The sequence below is a fragment of the Eubacterium sp. AM46-8 genome (assembly GCF_003466705.1).
Classification (GTDB): domain Bacteria; phylum Bacillota; class Clostridia; order Lachnospirales; family Lachnospiraceae; genus Lachnospira.
Genome location: NZ_QSEU01000001.1, coordinates 98,702 through 115,662, shown reverse-complemented (window position 1 = coordinate 115,662; position 16,961 = coordinate 98,702). Strand labels below are relative to the sequence as shown.

Below are 16,961 nucleotides of genomic sequence, written 5' to 3'. Positions count from 1 at the left end.
TAATATATAGACAATTAATTCACCGTGAAAGTGAGGATTACATATGGATAAGATGAAGATTTTGGTAGTAGATGATGAAAGCAGAATGAGAAAGCTTGTAAGTGATTTCCTGACAAGAAAAGGTTATGTTGTTATTGAGGCAGCTGATGGTGTTGAGGCTGTTGATACATTTATGGAGAATAAAGATATTGCTCTTATAATTCTTGATGTTATGATGCCAAGAATGGATGGCTGGGAAGTGTGCAGGCAGATAAGAAAGGATTCTAAAGTTCCTATTATTATGCTTACAGCCAAGGGTGAGGAGATGGATGAACTACAAGGCTTTGAATGTGGAGCTGATGAATATATTGCCAAGCCATTTTCTCCTAAGATACTTACAGCCAGAGTTGATGCAATTATAAGACGTGCATATGGTGTTGACAGCAACGAAATAATTGAGATAGGTGGAATTACTATTGATAAAGCGGCACATATCGTTAAGATTGATGGTGAAGAGATAGAGTTAAGCTATAAGGAGTTTGAACTACTTACTTATTTTATTGAGAATAAGGGAATTGCATTGTCAAGAGAGAAGATTCTTAATAATGTATGGAATTATGATTATTATGGGGATGCAAGAACTATAGATACCCATGTTAAGAAATTAAGAAAGAAAATGGGTGAGAAGGGTGATTACATCAAGACAATCTGGGGTATGGGTTACAAGTTCATTGTTGACTGATTCTGCGTATAAGGAAGGCAATTAAAGATGAAGATACATTCAATCAAGTTTAAGATTACACTTCTTCTGGTAGTTACTGTTACATGTCTTGTGTCAATGCTTATTGGGTTTAACAGCATTTTTTCAGAAAAAGTGTATATGAACCGTAAGCAGAAGAGCATGATTAATTCTTATGAGAATGTCAATGAAATCATGCAGAAATATACTGATTCACAGATAGATAAAGATACTATGTGTGCTGATATGGAGAACATATCTACAGCAAAGGGAATATCTGTGCTTGTAGTTGACAGCAGCTGGTGTACCATATATGTAAGTACTCAGGGAGATGATTCAATGATGGAACGTCTTCGCATGAGTATATTTAATGGAGATATTTTTAAGAATAATGGTTCGCCTGATAAAGCACCAGAACCTAAGGAACAGGAAGATGATTCAGATAACCCAGCAGACAAGGATGATAAGAATAATCATAGAAAGCGTTTGGAAGATATTATTGATATGTCGGGTACATCGCTTGTTGAGAACAGAACAATAATAAGCTCTAACGATAAATACACACTTCAGAAGGTGTACGATGAGAGACTGGGCGATTATTATCTTGAGATATGGGGCACGCTTGATAATGGCTATTCAATTATATTAAGAACTCCAATTCAGGGAATTAAGGATAATGTGAATATATCTACAACACTTATTAAATATGTTGGTGGAGCAATTCTTATAGTTGGAATAATTTCAGCATTTGTGGTATCAACATATATAACAAGACCGATAAAGCAGCTTTCTGATATTGCAGAGAGAATGTCAGAAATGGATTTTGATGCAAGGTATGAAGGCAGTGATAAAGGCGAGATTGGACTGCTTGGTAAGAGTATGAACAATATGTCTGAGAAACTTGAACATAATATTGCGGAGCTTAAGAAAGCTAATCTGGAACTAAAGAGGGATATCGATAAGAAAGAAAAACTTGAGATTATGAGAACAGATTTCCTTTCAAATGTTTCTCATGAATTAAAGACTCCAATTGCCCTGATACAGGGATATGCTGAAGGTCTTAAGGAAGGCATAACAGATGATCCTGAAAGTATGGGATTTTATTGTGATGTTATTATGGACGAGGCAAACAAGATGAATACAATGGTTAAGAGACTGCTTACGCTTAATCAGATAGAGTTTGGTAATGATGAACCGGATATGGAGCGTTTTAACATTAATGAGCTGATAGCTTCTGTTGTTGATGCTAATGCAATAAGGGCAGGACAGAAGAATATGAGCATAGTATTTGATAATCGTAATGAACAGAATTTCGTATGGGCAGATGAATATAAGACAGAAGAGGTTCTTACCAACTATATATCCAACGCACTTAACCATTGTGACGGAAAGCAAGCAATAGAGGTCAGAACATCAAAGTCAGAAGACGGAGCAACAATCACTGTCACAGTATATAACAGTGGCAGGAATATTGCTGAAGAGGACCTTGAACGCATCTGGGAGAAGTTCTATAAAACCGATAAAGCAAGAACAAGAGAATATGGCGGTAATGGTATAGGATTATCAATTGTTAAGGCTATTATGGAGTCAATGGGGCAGGAGTATGGCGTCAGAAATGTTTCTGACGGTGTAGAGTTCTGGTTCACACTTGACTGCAAATCATGATTTCATAACATTTTCAAGAGTATAACGGGCAGCTTGTGCTTCATCTAACTGATGAACATAGGCTGCTCTTTTTTCAGGCTTATATCCATCGCCATGTCCATTATATTCAGCATAATATACAGTTTCATGTGATTCAGGTTTATTCCAGTCAGTGAAGCCCTCATCAATAATCTGGTCGGAATATTCACAGTTAAGAAGAACAACCTTGGCATGAATTCTCCAAGGTCTGCTTAAAGCAACGCTTTTAGGCGGACAGTTTCCTGTAAATGTACAATTATCAAATACATATCCGAAAGCCTGACCTTCATATGTTGAAGGTGCAGTATAATAAGAGTTGATGGGTTCATTCCGGTTTAATGCAAAAAGTGTGCAGTTTTTAAAGTAGGCTGTGGCACTTCCGAAAATAAAATCAATTTCACCACATATAAAGCAGTCTTCATATAACTGGTGAACGAGCTTTCTTTCACCGTCTATTGTTGGACCTGTAAAACCACCTGGTTGTTTTTCTTTAAGAGGCAGCGGACCGGTGAATAAAGTGTCCTGATGACCGAGAATTTTACAGTGCTTAAATGTGATGTTGTCACCTTCAGCGTATACAGCGATTGCCTGACCGACATTATCACCAAATCCGGCACTGTTTTCGAATGTTATATTGCTTGCAGAGAAATTATCGGCATATACAAGAAATGTATAGGAACGGAAAGTTCCACGCTTAGAGCCGTCAGGCATAATCATTCTTGCATAGAAACCCTCTGTAATAATAGTTTCGTCTGTATCTTCACCAATTAAGGTAATATTATTTTTTCTGACTTCAACGCGTTCTTTATATATTCCTTTTTTAATGTAGATAGTCTCAGGGGTTCCAGCTGGAATTGAATCAACAGCCTGCTGGATAGAATTAAAATCTCCGGAATTATCTTTAGCTACAGTAATCATGTGAGTACCTCCGATATTTTTTTGCTATTATAGCACACTGGACATTAATAAATAAAGCGAGTATAATTCCTTTCGTTAAAAAAATTGTAGGAAATAGTGATTATGATAAGAATAATAGAAGATATGAGAGATGTTAATATATATCTTTCATTAAGAAAACAGGTTGGATGGATTAAGTTAGATGAAAAGCAGGCTCAGAGAGCATTGGATAACAGCGTGAAAGTATTTACAGTATATGATGGTGACAAGCCTATAGGAATGGGCAGAGTGGTTGGAGATATGGCTGTAATAAGCTATATTCAGGATTTAATAATAATACCGGAATATCAGAGTAAGCACATAGGTAGCATGCTTATAGAACATATAATAGATTATGTTAAAGGAATTACCCAGGAAGGTACAAGAATGATGCTTTGTCTTATGTGTGCCAAGGGTAGAGAGATATTCTATGAAAAGCATGGATTTATCGCAAGACCGACACCAGAACTGGGTCCGGGAATGATACAGTATATATTACAATAGTATTGTAATATATAATGTTAACCTAATGTTAACTTAAAATAATAATAGGTTGACAATAGCTTTTTGAGTGTGTACAATAACAAATGTTGTATTACTACATTTGAAAAGAGGACTTTAATTATGAAAAGCAAAAAGGTTACTATTTATCAGCTGACATTTATGGCTATGATGGCAGCAGTTACATGTATTCTTGGACCACTTTCAGTTCCAATTGGTCAGATTCCAATATCTCTTACTAATCTTGTGATTTATTTCACGGTATTTGTACTGGGTATATGGGCAGGAACAGGAAGCTATGGAATATATCTGCTGCTTGGTGCTGTAGGACTTCCTGTATTTTCAGGATTCGCTGGTGGATTAGGAAAGCTTCTCGGACCAACAGGAGGATATCTTATTGGTTTCATATTCATGGCACTTATTGGAGGAGCTGTGATTGAGCTTTCACACAGGAATATTTTTCTTACAATGCTTGGCTGGGTAGTTGGAACTGCTGTTGCATATGCATTTGGTACGGTATGGTTTGTATACCTTATGAAATGTTCAGTCACATATGCACTTACAGTATGTGTATATCCATTTATCGGATTTGATATTGTTAAGATAGTTATTGCAACACTTCTTGGAAAGACAGTAAGATATGCAATAACCAAAGCTGGTCTTATACAGAAAGCAGCATAATAAGTTAAAGAAAAAGGTGTCTCCGGATTAACGGAGGCACCTTTTTAAGTGCATTGCAGAATTAATTATCTGAGAGTCTTAACATACTCAGCAATCTTCTCATCCTTGCAGTTAGCAAAGAAAAGTTCTTCAAACTTCTCACCTGCAACAGCACCCTTAACAAGATCCTGGTCAAGCTCCTTAAGAACTTCTACGAGATCCTGCTTAAGAGTAACAGCTCTTACGCCGTCAAGAATCTTCTTATTTCTCTGTTCTGGAACAACTCTTTCTTTAGGATATCCACCACCTGGCTCACCTTCGAAAAGCTTCTCGAAGATGTATGTGAGGTTAAGCTCTGCACCCCATCCGAAGCCCTTTGCAAATGGAAGGGCGATAGCGTTACCATCGTTAATCTGCATGAACATATAAGCGTCTGAAGGATCAACAACATGTCCACAGAGAACTCCAGGGAAAGAGTTAAGTGCTAACATAGCACCTTCACCAGTACCACAGCCTGTTACTACAAAGTCAGCAGCACCGCTGTTTAAAAGAATAGCAGCAAGGATACCGTTCTGTACGTATGTAAGCTGTGCCTTATCATCAGCTGAGTACATACCATAATTATCAACTGTATGTCCCTTGCTTTCTGCAACCTTCTTAAGTGATGCATAAATCATCTCATTCTTTGCAGCCTGGCTGTTTTCATTAATTAATGCGATTCTCATTATGAAATCTCCTCTTTTCTTATATTCTATATAAACTATAAGCTGTGGGATTGCTTTTGTCAAATGTGTATACTGAAATAATACATTTACCAAATGCGTACTTATGTGTTATATTATACAGAACGAATTAAGTTGAAAGAGGTTAGATAATATGGCTGAAAATAAAGATTCCCAGGCAGCATTTATGGAGGCTGTCGGAAGCATTAAAGAATACGCTAAGGTTAATGGCAATATTGTTACAAGAGAGGATGTACACAGCTTTTTTAAAGATATGGCATTAGATGATGCCAAATTCCAGATGATTTCCGGATATCTGATGGCTAATGGAATTAAGATACAGGGTGAAGACAGCGTAGATAATGAATTCCTGAAGCTGATGGAAAGTGCCTCAGATGATAATATTGATGAGTCAGGACAACATATTTCTAAGGAAGAACAGGAAGATAAGAAGGTTGCGGATGATATTGTAAGTCATCTTGATTATGAAGAGGATGAGAAGTATCTGAAAATATATCTTCAGGATATATCAGGAATACAGCCTATGACAGATGTTACAAGATCATATCTTCTTATGAACATAGTTGAGGATAATGATAAAGAATCACTAAAACTGCTTACAGAAAGTTATCTTGAAAAGATTGTGTCATGGATAGAACCATTCAGAGGAAAGGGAGTTCTTGCATGTGACCTTGTACAGGAGGCCAATCTGGCTATGACAGCATATATAGGACAGCAGGAATGGCTTAATAATTATGAGTGGAAGGATAAGATTAAAGAAGGTGGACAGGAAGACCTTCTTAATGTGCTTAAAGGAATTGACGAAGCAGTTAAGGAGCTTATTGAAGGCAGTCTTAATATGCTTATAGATGAACAGACGGATGTTAATATGGTTTCGGGAAAAATTCTCAATAAAGTCAATCTTGTAAATGACTGGGGAACAAGACTTAAAGAAGAATTAGGAAGAAAACCTACGGTGGAAGAAGTAGCAAAGAACATGGGAGTTGCAGAAAATGTGGTACTTGAGGCTATCAGGCTTTCAAGTGAAACAATTGAAGATATCAAGTACGAAAAGACGGTTCCTAAAGAATAACTGATTAATAAAATTAATATATACACGATTTCGAGAAAAATTTAACAATTTTTTATTGATTTTAATTAGGGCATGGTATAGAATTAAAAAGAATTTTGTAATAATTTACAAGAAATTATAAGAAAAGAGGTTTATGTAAGATGGCAAAAATCGATTTAAGCAAGTATGGCATCACAGGTGCTACAGAGATCGTCTACAATCCTTCTTATGAATTATTATTCGAGGAAGAGACTAAGTCTACTAACGAAGGTTATGAAGTTGGTAAGGAAAGCGAACTTGGAGCTGTTGATGTTATGACAGGTATCTATACAGGTCGTTCTCCTAAAGACAAGTACATTGTTGTTGATGAGAACTCTAAGGACACTGTATGGTGGACATCAGATGAGTATAAGAACGATAACCACCCAATGTCAGAAGATGTATGGGCTAAGGTTAAGGACATCGCTAAGGCAGAGCTTTCTAATAAGAAACTTTTCGTAGTTGATGCATTTTGTGGAGCTAACAAGGACACAAGAATGGCAGTTCGTTTCATCGTTGAAGTTGCTTGGCAGGCACATTTTGTAACTAATATGTTCATTAAGCCAACAGCAGAAGAACTTGAGAACTTCGAGCCAGATTTCGTTGTATATAATGCTTCTAAGGCTAAGGTTGAGAACTATGCTGAATTAGGCCTTAACTCAGAGACATGTGTTGCATTCAACATTACAAGCCATGAGCAGGTAATCATTAATACATGGTATGGTGGAGAGATGAAGAAGGGTATGTTCTCTATGATGAACTACTACCTTCCATTAAAGGGTATTGCTTCAATGCACTGCTCAGCTAACACAGATAAGAACGGAGAGAATACAGCAATCTTCTTTGGTCTTTCAGGAACAGGTAAGACAACACTTTCAACAGATCCTAAGAGACTCCTTATCGGTGATGATGAGCATGGTTGGGATGACAATGGCGTATTCAACTTTGAAGGTGGATGCTACGCTAAGGTTATCAACCTTGATAAGGACTCAGAGCCAGATATCTACAATGCAATTAAGAGAAACGCTCTTCTTGAGAACGTTACACTTGATGAGAATGGAAAGATTGATTTCGCAGATAAGAGCGTAACAGAGAATACTCGTGTATCTTACCCAATCAATCATATTGAGAATATAGTAAGACCAATTTCTTCAGCTCCAGCAGCTAAGAATGTAATCTTCCTTTCAGCAGATGCTTTCGGAGTACTTCCTCCAGTATCTATTCTTACACCAGAGCAGACACAGTACTACTTCCTTTCAGGATTTACTGCTAAGCTTGCTGGTACAGAGAGAGGAATCACAGAGCCTACACCTACATTCTCAGCTTGCTTCGGACAGGCATTCCTTGAGCTTCATCCTACAAAGTATGCAGCAGAGCTTGTTAAGAAGATGGAAAAGAGTGGAGCTAAGGCTTACTTAGTTAACACAGGATGGAATGGAACAGGTAAGAGAATCTCTATTAAGGATACTCGTGGTATCATTGATGCTATCCTTTCAGGTGCTATTAATACAGCTCCAACAAAGAAGATTCCTATGTTCAACTTTGAAGTTCCTACAGAGCTTCCAGGAGTAGATCCAGCAATCCTTGATCCAAGAGATACATATGCTGATGCTTCTGAGTGGGAGACTAAGGCTAAGGATCTTGCTGCAAGATTCAATAAGAACTTTGTTAAGTACACAGGTAACGAAGCTGGTAAGGCTTTAGTTGCTGCTGGTCCACAGCTTTAATTTTCAATCGTTACAGAGTTTGAATTATGATTATATACCTGCGTCTGAATTGAATTCATTCGCAGGTATATTTGAATTTTTTTGACATATAATATTGTGTAATCAGTAAAGAAGATGTATAATCAATACATCGGTACAGATCACGTATCAATTGAATATTTCCTGGGACGTTCGCAAAACCACATTATTTTGATCCTACATTTCATCGACGGGATTCCTATATCTCCATTCCAATGTCAAGCCTCCTTAGTCAGTGGAAGGCAGCGGTCTGGATGCGGTTGCCCACCTAGCTTCGCTAGGAGTCGAAAGCGTGGGGAGCGGCGTTTTGGGATATTATTAACAGGCTGTCACATAAGTGACAGCCTGTTTTTTGCGCGAAAAGCGATGAGCATACCTAGTTCTAAAACACACATTTTCAGCATATACTATCAAGAGCTTGTCTGAACAGGGACACTTAATTTAGTATGGAGAATAGTATATGAAACAGAGAACAAAAATAATATTCTTAGCCTATTCTGCACTGGTGATTTTTATGTCATCAGCATGTATATATATGTCACATATGATTAAATCAAGATATCAGGACACATCGTCAGAAATCAATATTTATAAAAATGTATATGTAACTAATATAGAAGACAACACGATAACTGCCAATATGTATGGTAATATAAAGAAATTCAATAGTGGAAAGATAGCAGAAGATGTAACCGGGTGTTTATGTGATATTACCGTTGAGGATGGAAAGATTGTTGGAGTTAATACCAAGACGGATGTTGTAAGTGGAAAGGTGCTGTCAGTTTCACAAGATAGCGTTGAAATTGAAGGTTATGGTTCTGTTAAGCTGGATGAGGACTTTATTATGTATGAAAAAGAAAACTCATTGATAAGTAATTACAGCAGTATAATTGTCGGTTATGCATTACAGGATTTTATTGTGGCGGATGGAGAAGTTTGTGGTGCTATTAAGAATAAACCTTTGCAGGCTGACAATATAAGAGTAATTATCAAGACAAGCGGATTCAGAGATATATTTTTTAATGAAGCAGTTTTTTGTGCTGATTCAGGAATGATAGTTGAGACTGGTGAAGAATCTTATGAGACGGCACCTGGGGAGACGGTTGTGTTTAATCCGGATACAGAAGACTTTAATGAGGGCAGAATAAAACTAATTCCTAAATCAGGTGAGATACAGTTCCAGTCAGTAAACAGAGGCATAGGAACACCTTCATATGGCGGAACTATTGAAGTTTCACTGTATGATGAGGGAATTGTTGTTGTAAATGAAGTGGGGATAGAAGATTATCTTAAAAAAGTTGTCCCTAGCGAGATGCCGTCAGGGTTTAATCTTGAAGCACTGAAATGTCAGGCTGTATGTGCAAGAAGCTATGCTTATACGGAACTTTCTAATAACTATTATAGTGCTTATGGAGCACATATTGATGACTCAATACAGTTTCAGGTATATAATAACTCACAGCGGGCAGAATCAACAGATACTGCAGTAGATGAGACAGCGGGACAGGTGCTATCATATAACGGAGAAGTTGTTAAGACATATTACTATTCAACCTCATGTGGAAGCACAACAGACGTTACACTTTGGGGCAATACAACAGAAAACTATCCGTATTTTGTTGCGGAGTGTGTGGGTGGAGTGGACAGAGGACTTACACTGACAGTAGAATCGGAGTTCAATACATTTATAAAAGGTGAAAATGAGGCTGATTATGATTACGACTGCACCTTGTACAGATGGAGCATGGAGGAATCTGTTAAAGAGATAAGTGAAGGATTTGCACGTTCTACAGGGAAGAATGTAGGAAACATAACAGATATTGAAGTACTTGAGCGTGTTAATGGAGGAGCGGCAGTAAAAGTTAAGGTTACAGGTGATAAAGGCGAGACAGTGATAGACAGTGAATCAGCGATTAGGGCAGCATTTGGCAATGCAAATGTGGATATGAATACTAAGTCAGGAACGACAAGATATGCTAATCTGCCAAGTACATTCTGTGTGTTTGAGAAGGTGACGGAGGGAAAGAAGCTTACAGGCTTTAAGATAACAGGAGGTGGCTACGGACATGGAATCGGCATGAGTCAGAATGCTGCCAATAAAATGGCAGAATCCATGACTTACGCGCAGATTCTGGAATTCTTCTACAGAGGTACTACGCTTACTCTGATTTCTTCCCAAGATAATGCCTGAATATTTTTTCATCATTGATGAAGTAGTTAATCTCTGCACCGATGAATATTATAATCATACAGGCATACATCCATATAAGTGCTATGATAATAGTAGCAAGACTTCCGTACATGTATGAAAAGTTCGGTGAGTGGCCAACATAAAGAGAATACAGTGCTGTAAAAAGATACCATCCTAAAGCAGAAAAGGAAGCTCCTGGAATCTCTTTATAGAACTTTTTTCCTCTTCTTGATACAAGTGAGAATGCTATAGTAAAGAAGAGTGTGAATATACTTGGAAAGAGAAAATGTTTACTGTTAAATATTCCTCTGAATATCACGACTACATTAGTAAGCTGTGGTATATATTTCATAGTGAAGCTCATAATATTGTTACCAAATACCATAAGTATAAGGCTGGCAATAATAAGAATCATAAATATAAGGGCATAGATACTTGCTCTTATTCTCTGGAAAAGCCAGTTCTTCTGGTTATCTTTTCTGTATATCTGTTTTAATCCACGGACAATAGCCATGAAACCTTTACCGGCAGCCCATATGATAGCAATTGCAGTAATGAGGGTTAATGCAGTTGTTGAATTGTCATATATATCAGTGAGCATTGCCCGGACAATAGGCTGCAGCTGAGTTGGAAGAACGCCGTATATGATTTTTAAAAGGTCTGCCTTGGAAACTGGCAGGAACTTTATAAGGCTTAAAAGACCAATAAAAAACGGGAAAAAGCTCAGCATGAGATAGTAACATGCTGAGGATGCGTAGTCGCCGATGCGGTCTTCAGATATTTTAGTGACAATTCTTTTGATTAATAATATTAAATTGAGCATTCTTATACCTTAATCCTTAATTGAATGTTTTCAAGATATTATATGTTATTTTATAGAATTTAGCAATTACTTGCAAACAGCAGTTATTTTATGTAAAATGTGATACGTGTAATTATGCACAGTAAATATAGCGAGGCAGATATGGGAATAAGTGTTAAGCTTCAGGTGTTTGAAGGACCTTTAGATCTTCTTTTACATTTGATAGATAAGAATAAAGTTAATATATATGATATTCCGATTGCAATGATTACAGAACAGTATATGGAATATGTTGAGCAGCTAAAGAAGGAAGATCTTAATGTGGTAAGTGAGTTCCTTGTAATGGCGGCAACTCTTCTTGATATTAAGTCAAGAATGTTACTTCCTAAGGAAGTGGATGAGGAAGGCAATGAGGAAGATCCAAGAGCAGAGCTTGTTGAAAAGCTGTTAGAGTACAAGCTGTATAAGGCTATGGCACAGGAATTAAAGGACAAGCATACAGATGCAGAGAGAACTTATTATAAGAAGCAGAATATTCCGGAGGCGGTTGCAGCATATACACCGCCGGTTGATCTTACAGAGGTTATTGGTGATACAACACTTATGCGTCTTAACAGAATATTTGCTGATGTTTGTAAACGTAAGGAAGATAAGATAGATCCTGTACGAAGCAAGTTTGGAAAGATTGAGAAAGAAGAAGTTACCATGAGTGAAAAGCTTGTGGATATTAAAGCATTTATGATGGAGCATGAAGATTTTAGTTTCAGGGAGCTTTTGTGGAATAATCCGTCAAAGATTGCTGTTATAGTAACATTTTTAGTTGTGTTAGAGCTTATTAAGACTGGATTTGTTGAGGTTAAGCAGGAATGCCCGGAGGATGATATATTCATAAGGGTGGTCAGGGATCCTGAGCTTATTGAAGATATAACAGAGGAGTAGAATGATGAGTTTAGAACAGATGGAAGGCATAATTGAGGCTGTGCTTTTTACTATGGGTGATTCTGTGGAAGCAGGTAAGCTTGCAGATGCCATAGAACAGGATGTGGATACAACTGTTAAGATAGTACACAATCTTATGGATAAATATGAATCAGATAACAGGGGAATAAGAATCATTGAGCTTGAGAACAGCTTCCAGCTGTGTACCAAGCAGGAATATTATGATGCACTAATAAGAGTGTGCAGCCAGCCAAGAAGATATACACTGACAGACGCGGCATTAGAGACATTGTCGATAATAGCATATAAGCAGCCTGTAACTAAGATAGAGATAGAGAATATCAGAGGTGTTAATTCAGACAGAGCAGTAAGCAAGCTTGTTGAGCTCGGTCTTGTGAAGGAAGTTGGAAGACTTGATGCGCCGGGAAGACCAATGCTTTTTGGAACAACAGAGGATTTCTTAAGGTCATTTGGAGTACAGTCGATAGACGAGCTTCCAACAATCAGTGAAGATATGGTTGAACAATATAAGGAAGAGGCAGAGTTAGAGCTTGCAAGCGAAAGCTTTGATGCAGATAATCAGGAAGATTCTGATGGTCAGATAACATTAGGAATATAGAAAGGAAGTTGACATTATGGAAAGAAAGAATGCATGGAAGAAATATTCAGACGAAGATAAGAACAATGTATTCACATTTGCAGATGAATATAAGACTTTTATATCTGAGTGTAAGACAGAAAGAGAATGTGTAAAAAAGGCTGTAGAACTGGCAAAGAAAGCCGGATACAGAGATTTACAGGAGATAATAGCAGCTAATGAGACACTTAAAGCAGGCGATAAGGTATATGCCGTTAATATGAAGAAGGCAATAGTGCTTTTTAATATTGGAAGTGAACCGATAAGCACTGGTATGAATATACTTGGGGCACATATTGATTCACCAAGACTTGATATCAAGCAGAATCCTATGTATGAAGATTCAGACCTGGTTCTTCTTGATACACATTATTATGGAGGAATCAAGAAATACCAGTGGGTAGCAATTCCTCTTGCACTTCATGGTGTTGTTGCATTAAAGAATGGCGAATGTGTTGAAGTTGTAATCGGAGAAGACGCTTGCGATGCGGTTGTCGGAGTATCAGACCTTCTTATACACCTGGCTGCTAAACAGATGGAAAAGAAAGGAAGCTCGGTGGTTGAGGGCGAGGACCTTGATATCCTTATAGGAAGCATGCCGGCAGCATCAGACAGTGATAATACAGATGAGGATAAGGAAGAAAAGGAAGCAGTTAAGAAGAATATTCTTGCAATTCTTAAAGAAAAATATGGGATTGAAGAGGAAGATTTCTTATCAGCAGAGCTTGAGGCTGTTCCGGCAGGACCTGCAAGAGATTATGGCCTGGACAGAAGCATGATTATGGGATATGGACATGATGACAGAGTGTGTGCTTATCCGTCGCTTATTGCACTTCTTAATACACCACATGTTACAAGAACTGGCGTATGTATTCTTGTAGATAAAGAGGAGATAGGAAGCGTCGGCGCAACAGGTATGCATTCAAGATTCTTTGAAAATATGGTCGCAGAGGTTATGGACAGATGCGGTGATTATTCAGAGCTTAAATTAAGAAGAGCACTTGCTAATTCTTATATGTTATCATCAGATGTAAGTGCAGCATATGACCCTAATTATGCATCTGTGTTTGAAAAGAAGAATTCAGCATTCTTTGGAAAAGGTATGGTGTTTAACAAGTACACAGGTTCAAGAGGTAAGAGTGGTTCTAATGATGCTTCTGCTGAATTCATTGGAAAGTTAAGAAAAGTTATGGATGATGCAGATGTATATTTCCAGATGGCAGAGCTTGGAAAGGTAGATGCAGGCGGTGGCGGAACAATCGCATATATCTTAGCTAATCTTGATATGAATGTAATCGACAGTGGAATTGCTGTACAGAATATGCATGCACCATACGAGGTAATAAGCAAGGCTGACCTATATGAGACATTAAAGGGATATGAAGCATTTTTACAGATGTAAAATGTTTGTGTTAACGAAAGGACAATAATATGAAGTGGAATAAATATTCAATCCAGACAACTACAGATGCAGTTGATATGATAAGCAGCGCGCTTAATGATATAGGAATTGAAGGTATCGAAATTGAGGATAATGTACAGCTTACTAAGGAAGAGGCTAAGTCAATGTTTGTAGATTTCATTCCTGACCTTCCACCTGATGATGGCAGCGCTAAGGTTAATTTCTACATTGACAGTGAAGAAGATGATGGCTCAATGCTTGAAAAGGTTAAGGCAGAACTTGAAGATTTAAGAATGTTTATTGATATTGGTGAGGGTACAATCACAGAATCAGAGACAGAGGATAAGGACTGGATTAATAACTGGAAGCAGTACTGGCATACATTTACAATAGGAGACTTATTCATTAAGCCTACATGGGAGCCGGAGACAGAGGAGATGAAGGGGCATGCTGTACTTAGCATTGACCCGGGAACAGCTTTCGGAACAGGTTCACATGAGACTACAAGAATGGTTATAAAGCAGCTTCAGAAGTATGTTAAAGATGGTGATGAGGTGTTAGATGTCGGCTGTGGAAGCGGTATACTTTCAGTAGTTGCATTAAAATATGGTGCAAAGCATGCATTTGGTACAGACCTTGACCCTAATGCAATTATTGCATCAGAGGAAAATGCAGAGCAGAACAATATAGATAAGAAGCAGCTTGAGGTTATTGAGGGTAATATCATTGATGACAAGGCTGTTAAAGATGCCTGTGGCTATGAGTGCTACGACATTGTGTGTGCCAATATCCTTGCAGACGTATTAGAGCCACTTTCAACATGCATACATGAGCATATGAAGCACGGCGCTTACTTTATTACCTCAGGTATTATAGATACTAAGGAAAATGAGGTAGCAGAGGCATTTAAGAAGAATCCTGAGTTAGAGATAGTTGAGATTAACCATGATGGCGAGTGGGTTAATATCACAGCAAGAAGGAAGTAGTGTATGTATCATTTTTTTGCAGAGCATGAGAATATCCATGATTCATATATAGATATAGTTGGAAGTGATGTTAATCACATTAAGAATGTATTAAGATTCAAAGAAGGCGACAAGCTTCTTATAAGCAGCGGAGATAATGTTGATTATGAATGCAGCATTGCTTCTATGTCGGATGAATATATAAGGGCAGATATACTAAGCAAGGATGAGCAGGGGAAAGAACTGCCTTCAAGAATAATTCTGTTTCAGGGACTGCCTAAGGCTGACAAAATGGAACTTATAATACAGAAGGCTGTAGAACTCGGAGCATACAGAGTTGTTCCTGTAGCAATGAAAAGAAGCGTTGTAAAACTAGATGCGAAGAAAGCTAAAGCTAAGGTTGAACGCTGGAATGGTATTGCATTAAGTGCAGCCAAGCAAAGCAAGAGAAGTATCCAGCCTGAAGTGACAGAAGTTATGACATTTAAGCAGGCACTTGAATATGCAGGAAAGCTAGATAAGCTTTTACTGCCATATGAGTGCGCAGAAGGCATGGAAAAGACTAGAAAAGTGATTGAAGAAATCGGACATGGAGAATCTGTTGGTATATTCATAGGCCCTGAGGGCGGATTCGACAGGTCAGAGCTTGACGAAGCTGTAAATGCAGGCTGTGAGGTAATTACACTTGGTAAGAGAATATTAAGAACTGAGACAGCGGGAATGATGCTGTTGTCAGTGCTTATGTATAATATGGAAGAATAAGCGGAAAAGAGGCAATATGGAAGCATATCTTGATAATTCTGCTACAACGAAATGTGCAGCAGAGGTAGTAGAAACAGCAGTAAAGGTTATGTCAGAAGATTATGGTAATCCATCATCAAAGCATATGAAGGGCGTTGATGCAGAGAAATATATCCGTGAAGCTAAAGAGGTTATAGCAAAGACTCTTAAGTGTCAGGATAAGGAGATACTTTTTACTTCTGGTGGAACAGAATCAAATAACATGGCAATAATCGGAACAGCAATGGCTAATAAAAGAAAAGGAATGCACTGCATAGTATCATCGGTAGAACATTCCTCAGTTAAAGAGCCATTCAATTTCCTTGAAAAAGAAGGCTTTAGAATAACTTATCTTCCGGTTGATAAAGACGGAATAGTTGATATAGAGGCCCTGAAGAACGCACTTGATGATGAGACAATACTTGTTTCAGTAATGTATGTTAATAATGAAATTGGTGCTGTTGAACCGATTGAAGAAATCGGACATATAATTAAAGATTATAATCCTGATATTGTATATCATGTTGATGCGATACAGGCTTATGGCAAATATAAGATATATCCTAAGAAGCTTGGAATTGACCTGCTTTCAGTCAGCGGGCATAAGATTCACGGACCTAAGGGAAGCGGATTCTTATTCATTAATGATAAGACAAGAATCAAGCCTATTATATACGGCGGAGGACAGCAGAAGGGCATGCGTTCAGGAACTGAAAATGTTCCGGCTATAGCAGGGCTTGCAACTGCCGTAAAGCTTATATATAATAATGACTTTGAAAGTAAGATAGCACATTTGTATGAGTTAAAGGATTACTTCATAGATGAGCTTGAAAAGCTTCCTGATGTACAGGTGAACAGCAAGAAGGGTACGGATTCGGCACCACAGATTGTAAGTGCAAGCTTTAAGGGAGTAAGGGCAGAAGTACTTCTTCATTCACTTGAAGATAAAGAAATCTATGTATCATCAGGTTCAGCATGTTCATCTAACAAGCCGGGACTGAGCAATACACTTGTTGCAATCGGACTTGATAAGGAGCTGCTTGATTCTACACTTCGGTTCAGCTTCTGCTATGAGACAACAAAGGAAGAACTTGAATACACAATAGAAACACTTAAACAGATGCTTCCACTGCTTAGGAAGTACACAAGACGATAATTGTGTGAAAATA

At 37.9% G+C, this 16,961-nt stretch carries 16 protein-coding genes and 1 other RNA gene; 14 read left to right on the top strand and 3 right to left on the bottom strand.

Annotation, left to right across the window (positions count from 1 at the left end):
• The first annotated feature begins 43 nt into the window (after window positions 1–43).
• Together DW963_RS00595 and DW963_RS00590 are read left to right on the top strand one after the other, a co-directional pair.
• Window positions 44–721, top strand: a complete 678-nt coding sequence (locus DW963_RS00595) for a response regulator transcription factor (RefSeq protein ID WP_117913449.1) — start codon at window positions 44–46, stop codon at window positions 719–721.
• Between the two features lie 27 nt (window positions 722–748).
• Window positions 749–2,383, top strand: coding sequence for a sensor histidine kinase (locus DW963_RS00590; protein WP_117913448.1), 1,635 nt, complete (start codon window positions 749–751; stop codon window positions 2,381–2,383).
• On the opposite strand, the gene DW963_RS00585 is transcribed toward DW963_RS00590, so the two are convergent.
• Window positions 2,378–3,319 (bottom strand): pectinesterase family protein, encoded by a 942-nt coding sequence (locus DW963_RS00585; RefSeq protein WP_117913447.1) that lies wholly within the window; start codon window positions 3,317–3,319, stop codon window positions 2,378–2,380. The genes DW963_RS00590 and DW963_RS00585 overlap by 6 nt on opposite strands.
• Before the next feature lie 102 nt (window positions 3,320–3,421).
• Here DW963_RS00585 and DW963_RS00580 point away from each other — a divergent pair, with 102 nt between their 5' ends.
• Both DW963_RS00580 and DW963_RS00575 read left to right on the top strand, forming a co-directional pair.
• The gene (locus tag DW963_RS00580) at window positions 3,422–3,841 is read left to right on the top strand and encodes a GNAT family N-acetyltransferase (protein ID WP_199669349.1); all 420 of its coding nucleotides are present in this window, start codon (window positions 3,422–3,424) and stop codon (window positions 3,839–3,841) included.
• A gap of 120 nt (window positions 3,842–3,961) precedes the next feature.
• Window positions 3,962–4,519 carry a biotin transporter BioY gene (locus DW963_RS00575; RefSeq protein ID WP_022097437.1) on the top strand — a complete coding sequence of 186 codons (558 nt, stop codon included), beginning with the start codon at window positions 3,962–3,964 and terminating at the stop codon, window positions 4,517–4,519.
• Between the two features lie 65 nt (window positions 4,520–4,584).
• Here the strand turns inward: DW963_RS00575 and DW963_RS00570 are convergent, their stop codons facing one another.
• Window positions 4,585–5,223, bottom strand: coding sequence for an RpiB/LacA/LacB family sugar-phosphate isomerase (locus DW963_RS00570; protein WP_022097436.1), 639 nt, complete (start codon window positions 5,221–5,223; stop codon window positions 4,585–4,587).
• Between the two features lie 151 nt (window positions 5,224–5,374).
• On the opposite strand from DW963_RS00570, the gene DW963_RS00565 reads away from it, so the two are divergent.
• The 4 genes from DW963_RS00565 (at window position 5,375) to DW963_RS00550 (ending at window position 10,267) form a co-directional block, all read left to right on the top strand.
• On the top strand, window positions 5,375–6,313 hold the full coding sequence (locus DW963_RS00565; protein ID WP_117913445.1) for a sigma-70 domain-containing protein: 939 nt from the start codon (window positions 5,375–5,377) through the stop codon (window positions 6,311–6,313).
• A 140-nt stretch (window positions 6,314–6,453) separates the two neighbouring features.
• The gene (gene pckA / locus DW963_RS00560; RefSeq protein ID WP_012739404.1) at window positions 6,454–8,058 is read left to right on the top strand and encodes a phosphoenolpyruvate carboxykinase (ATP); all 1,605 of its coding nucleotides are present in this window, start codon (window positions 6,454–6,456) and stop codon (window positions 8,056–8,058) included.
• Window positions 8,059–8,214: 156 nt separating this feature from the next.
• A non-coding RNA gene (gene ssrS, locus DW963_RS00555) (6S RNA) lies at window positions 8,215–8,394 on the top strand.
• A 142-nt stretch (window positions 8,395–8,536) separates the two neighbouring features.
• Window positions 8,537–10,267 carry a SpoIID/LytB domain-containing protein gene (locus DW963_RS00550; RefSeq protein WP_117913444.1) on the top strand — a complete coding sequence of 577 codons (1,731 nt, stop codon included), beginning with the start codon at window positions 8,537–8,539 and terminating at the stop codon, window positions 10,265–10,267.
• Here DW963_RS00550 and DW963_RS00545 read toward each other — a convergent pair.
• The gene (locus tag DW963_RS00545; protein ID WP_117913443.1) at window positions 10,236–11,090 is read right to left on the bottom strand and encodes a YihY/virulence factor BrkB family protein; all 855 of its coding nucleotides are present in this window, start codon (window positions 11,088–11,090) and stop codon (window positions 10,236–10,238) included. The two genes, DW963_RS00550 and DW963_RS00545, sit on opposite strands and share 32 nt — an antisense overlap.
• A 141-nt stretch (window positions 11,091–11,231) precedes the next feature.
• On the opposite strand from DW963_RS00545, the gene DW963_RS00540 reads away from it, so the two are divergent.
• Genes DW963_RS00540 through DW963_RS00515 form a run of 6 tightly spaced genes read left to right on the top strand, consistent with a single transcriptional unit; the run spans window position 11,232 to window position 16,948 of the window.
• Window positions 11,232–12,008, top strand: a complete 777-nt coding sequence (locus DW963_RS00540; RefSeq protein WP_117913442.1) for a segregation and condensation protein A — start codon at window positions 11,232–11,234, stop codon at window positions 12,006–12,008.
• A gap of 1 nt (window position 12,009) precedes the next feature.
• On the top strand, window positions 12,010–12,627 hold the full coding sequence (scpB, locus tag DW963_RS00535) for an SMC-Scp complex subunit ScpB (RefSeq protein WP_117913441.1): 618 nt from the start codon (window positions 12,010–12,012) through the stop codon (window positions 12,625–12,627).
• Between the two features lie 16 nt (window positions 12,628–12,643).
• Entirely contained in the window at window positions 12,644–14,047 is a 1,404-nt protein-coding gene (locus tag DW963_RS00530) for an aminopeptidase (RefSeq protein WP_117913440.1), read from the top strand.
• 29 nt (window positions 14,048–14,076) lie between these two features.
• Window positions 14,077–15,033, top strand: a complete 957-nt coding sequence (gene prmA, locus DW963_RS00525) for a 50S ribosomal protein L11 methyltransferase (protein ID WP_117913439.1) — start codon at window positions 14,077–14,079, stop codon at window positions 15,031–15,033.
• A gap of 3 nt (window positions 15,034–15,036) precedes the next feature.
• A complete protein-coding gene (locus tag DW963_RS00520) occupies window positions 15,037–15,774 on the top strand; it encodes a 16S rRNA (uracil(1498)-N(3))-methyltransferase (RefSeq protein WP_117913438.1) in 738 nt (245 codons plus the stop codon).
• A gap of 16 nt (window positions 15,775–15,790) precedes the next feature.
• On the top strand, window positions 15,791–16,948 hold the full coding sequence (locus DW963_RS00515; protein ID WP_117913437.1) for a cysteine desulfurase family protein: 1,158 nt from the start codon (window positions 15,791–15,793) through the stop codon (window positions 16,946–16,948).
• Window positions 16,949–16,961: the final 13 nt, after the last annotated feature.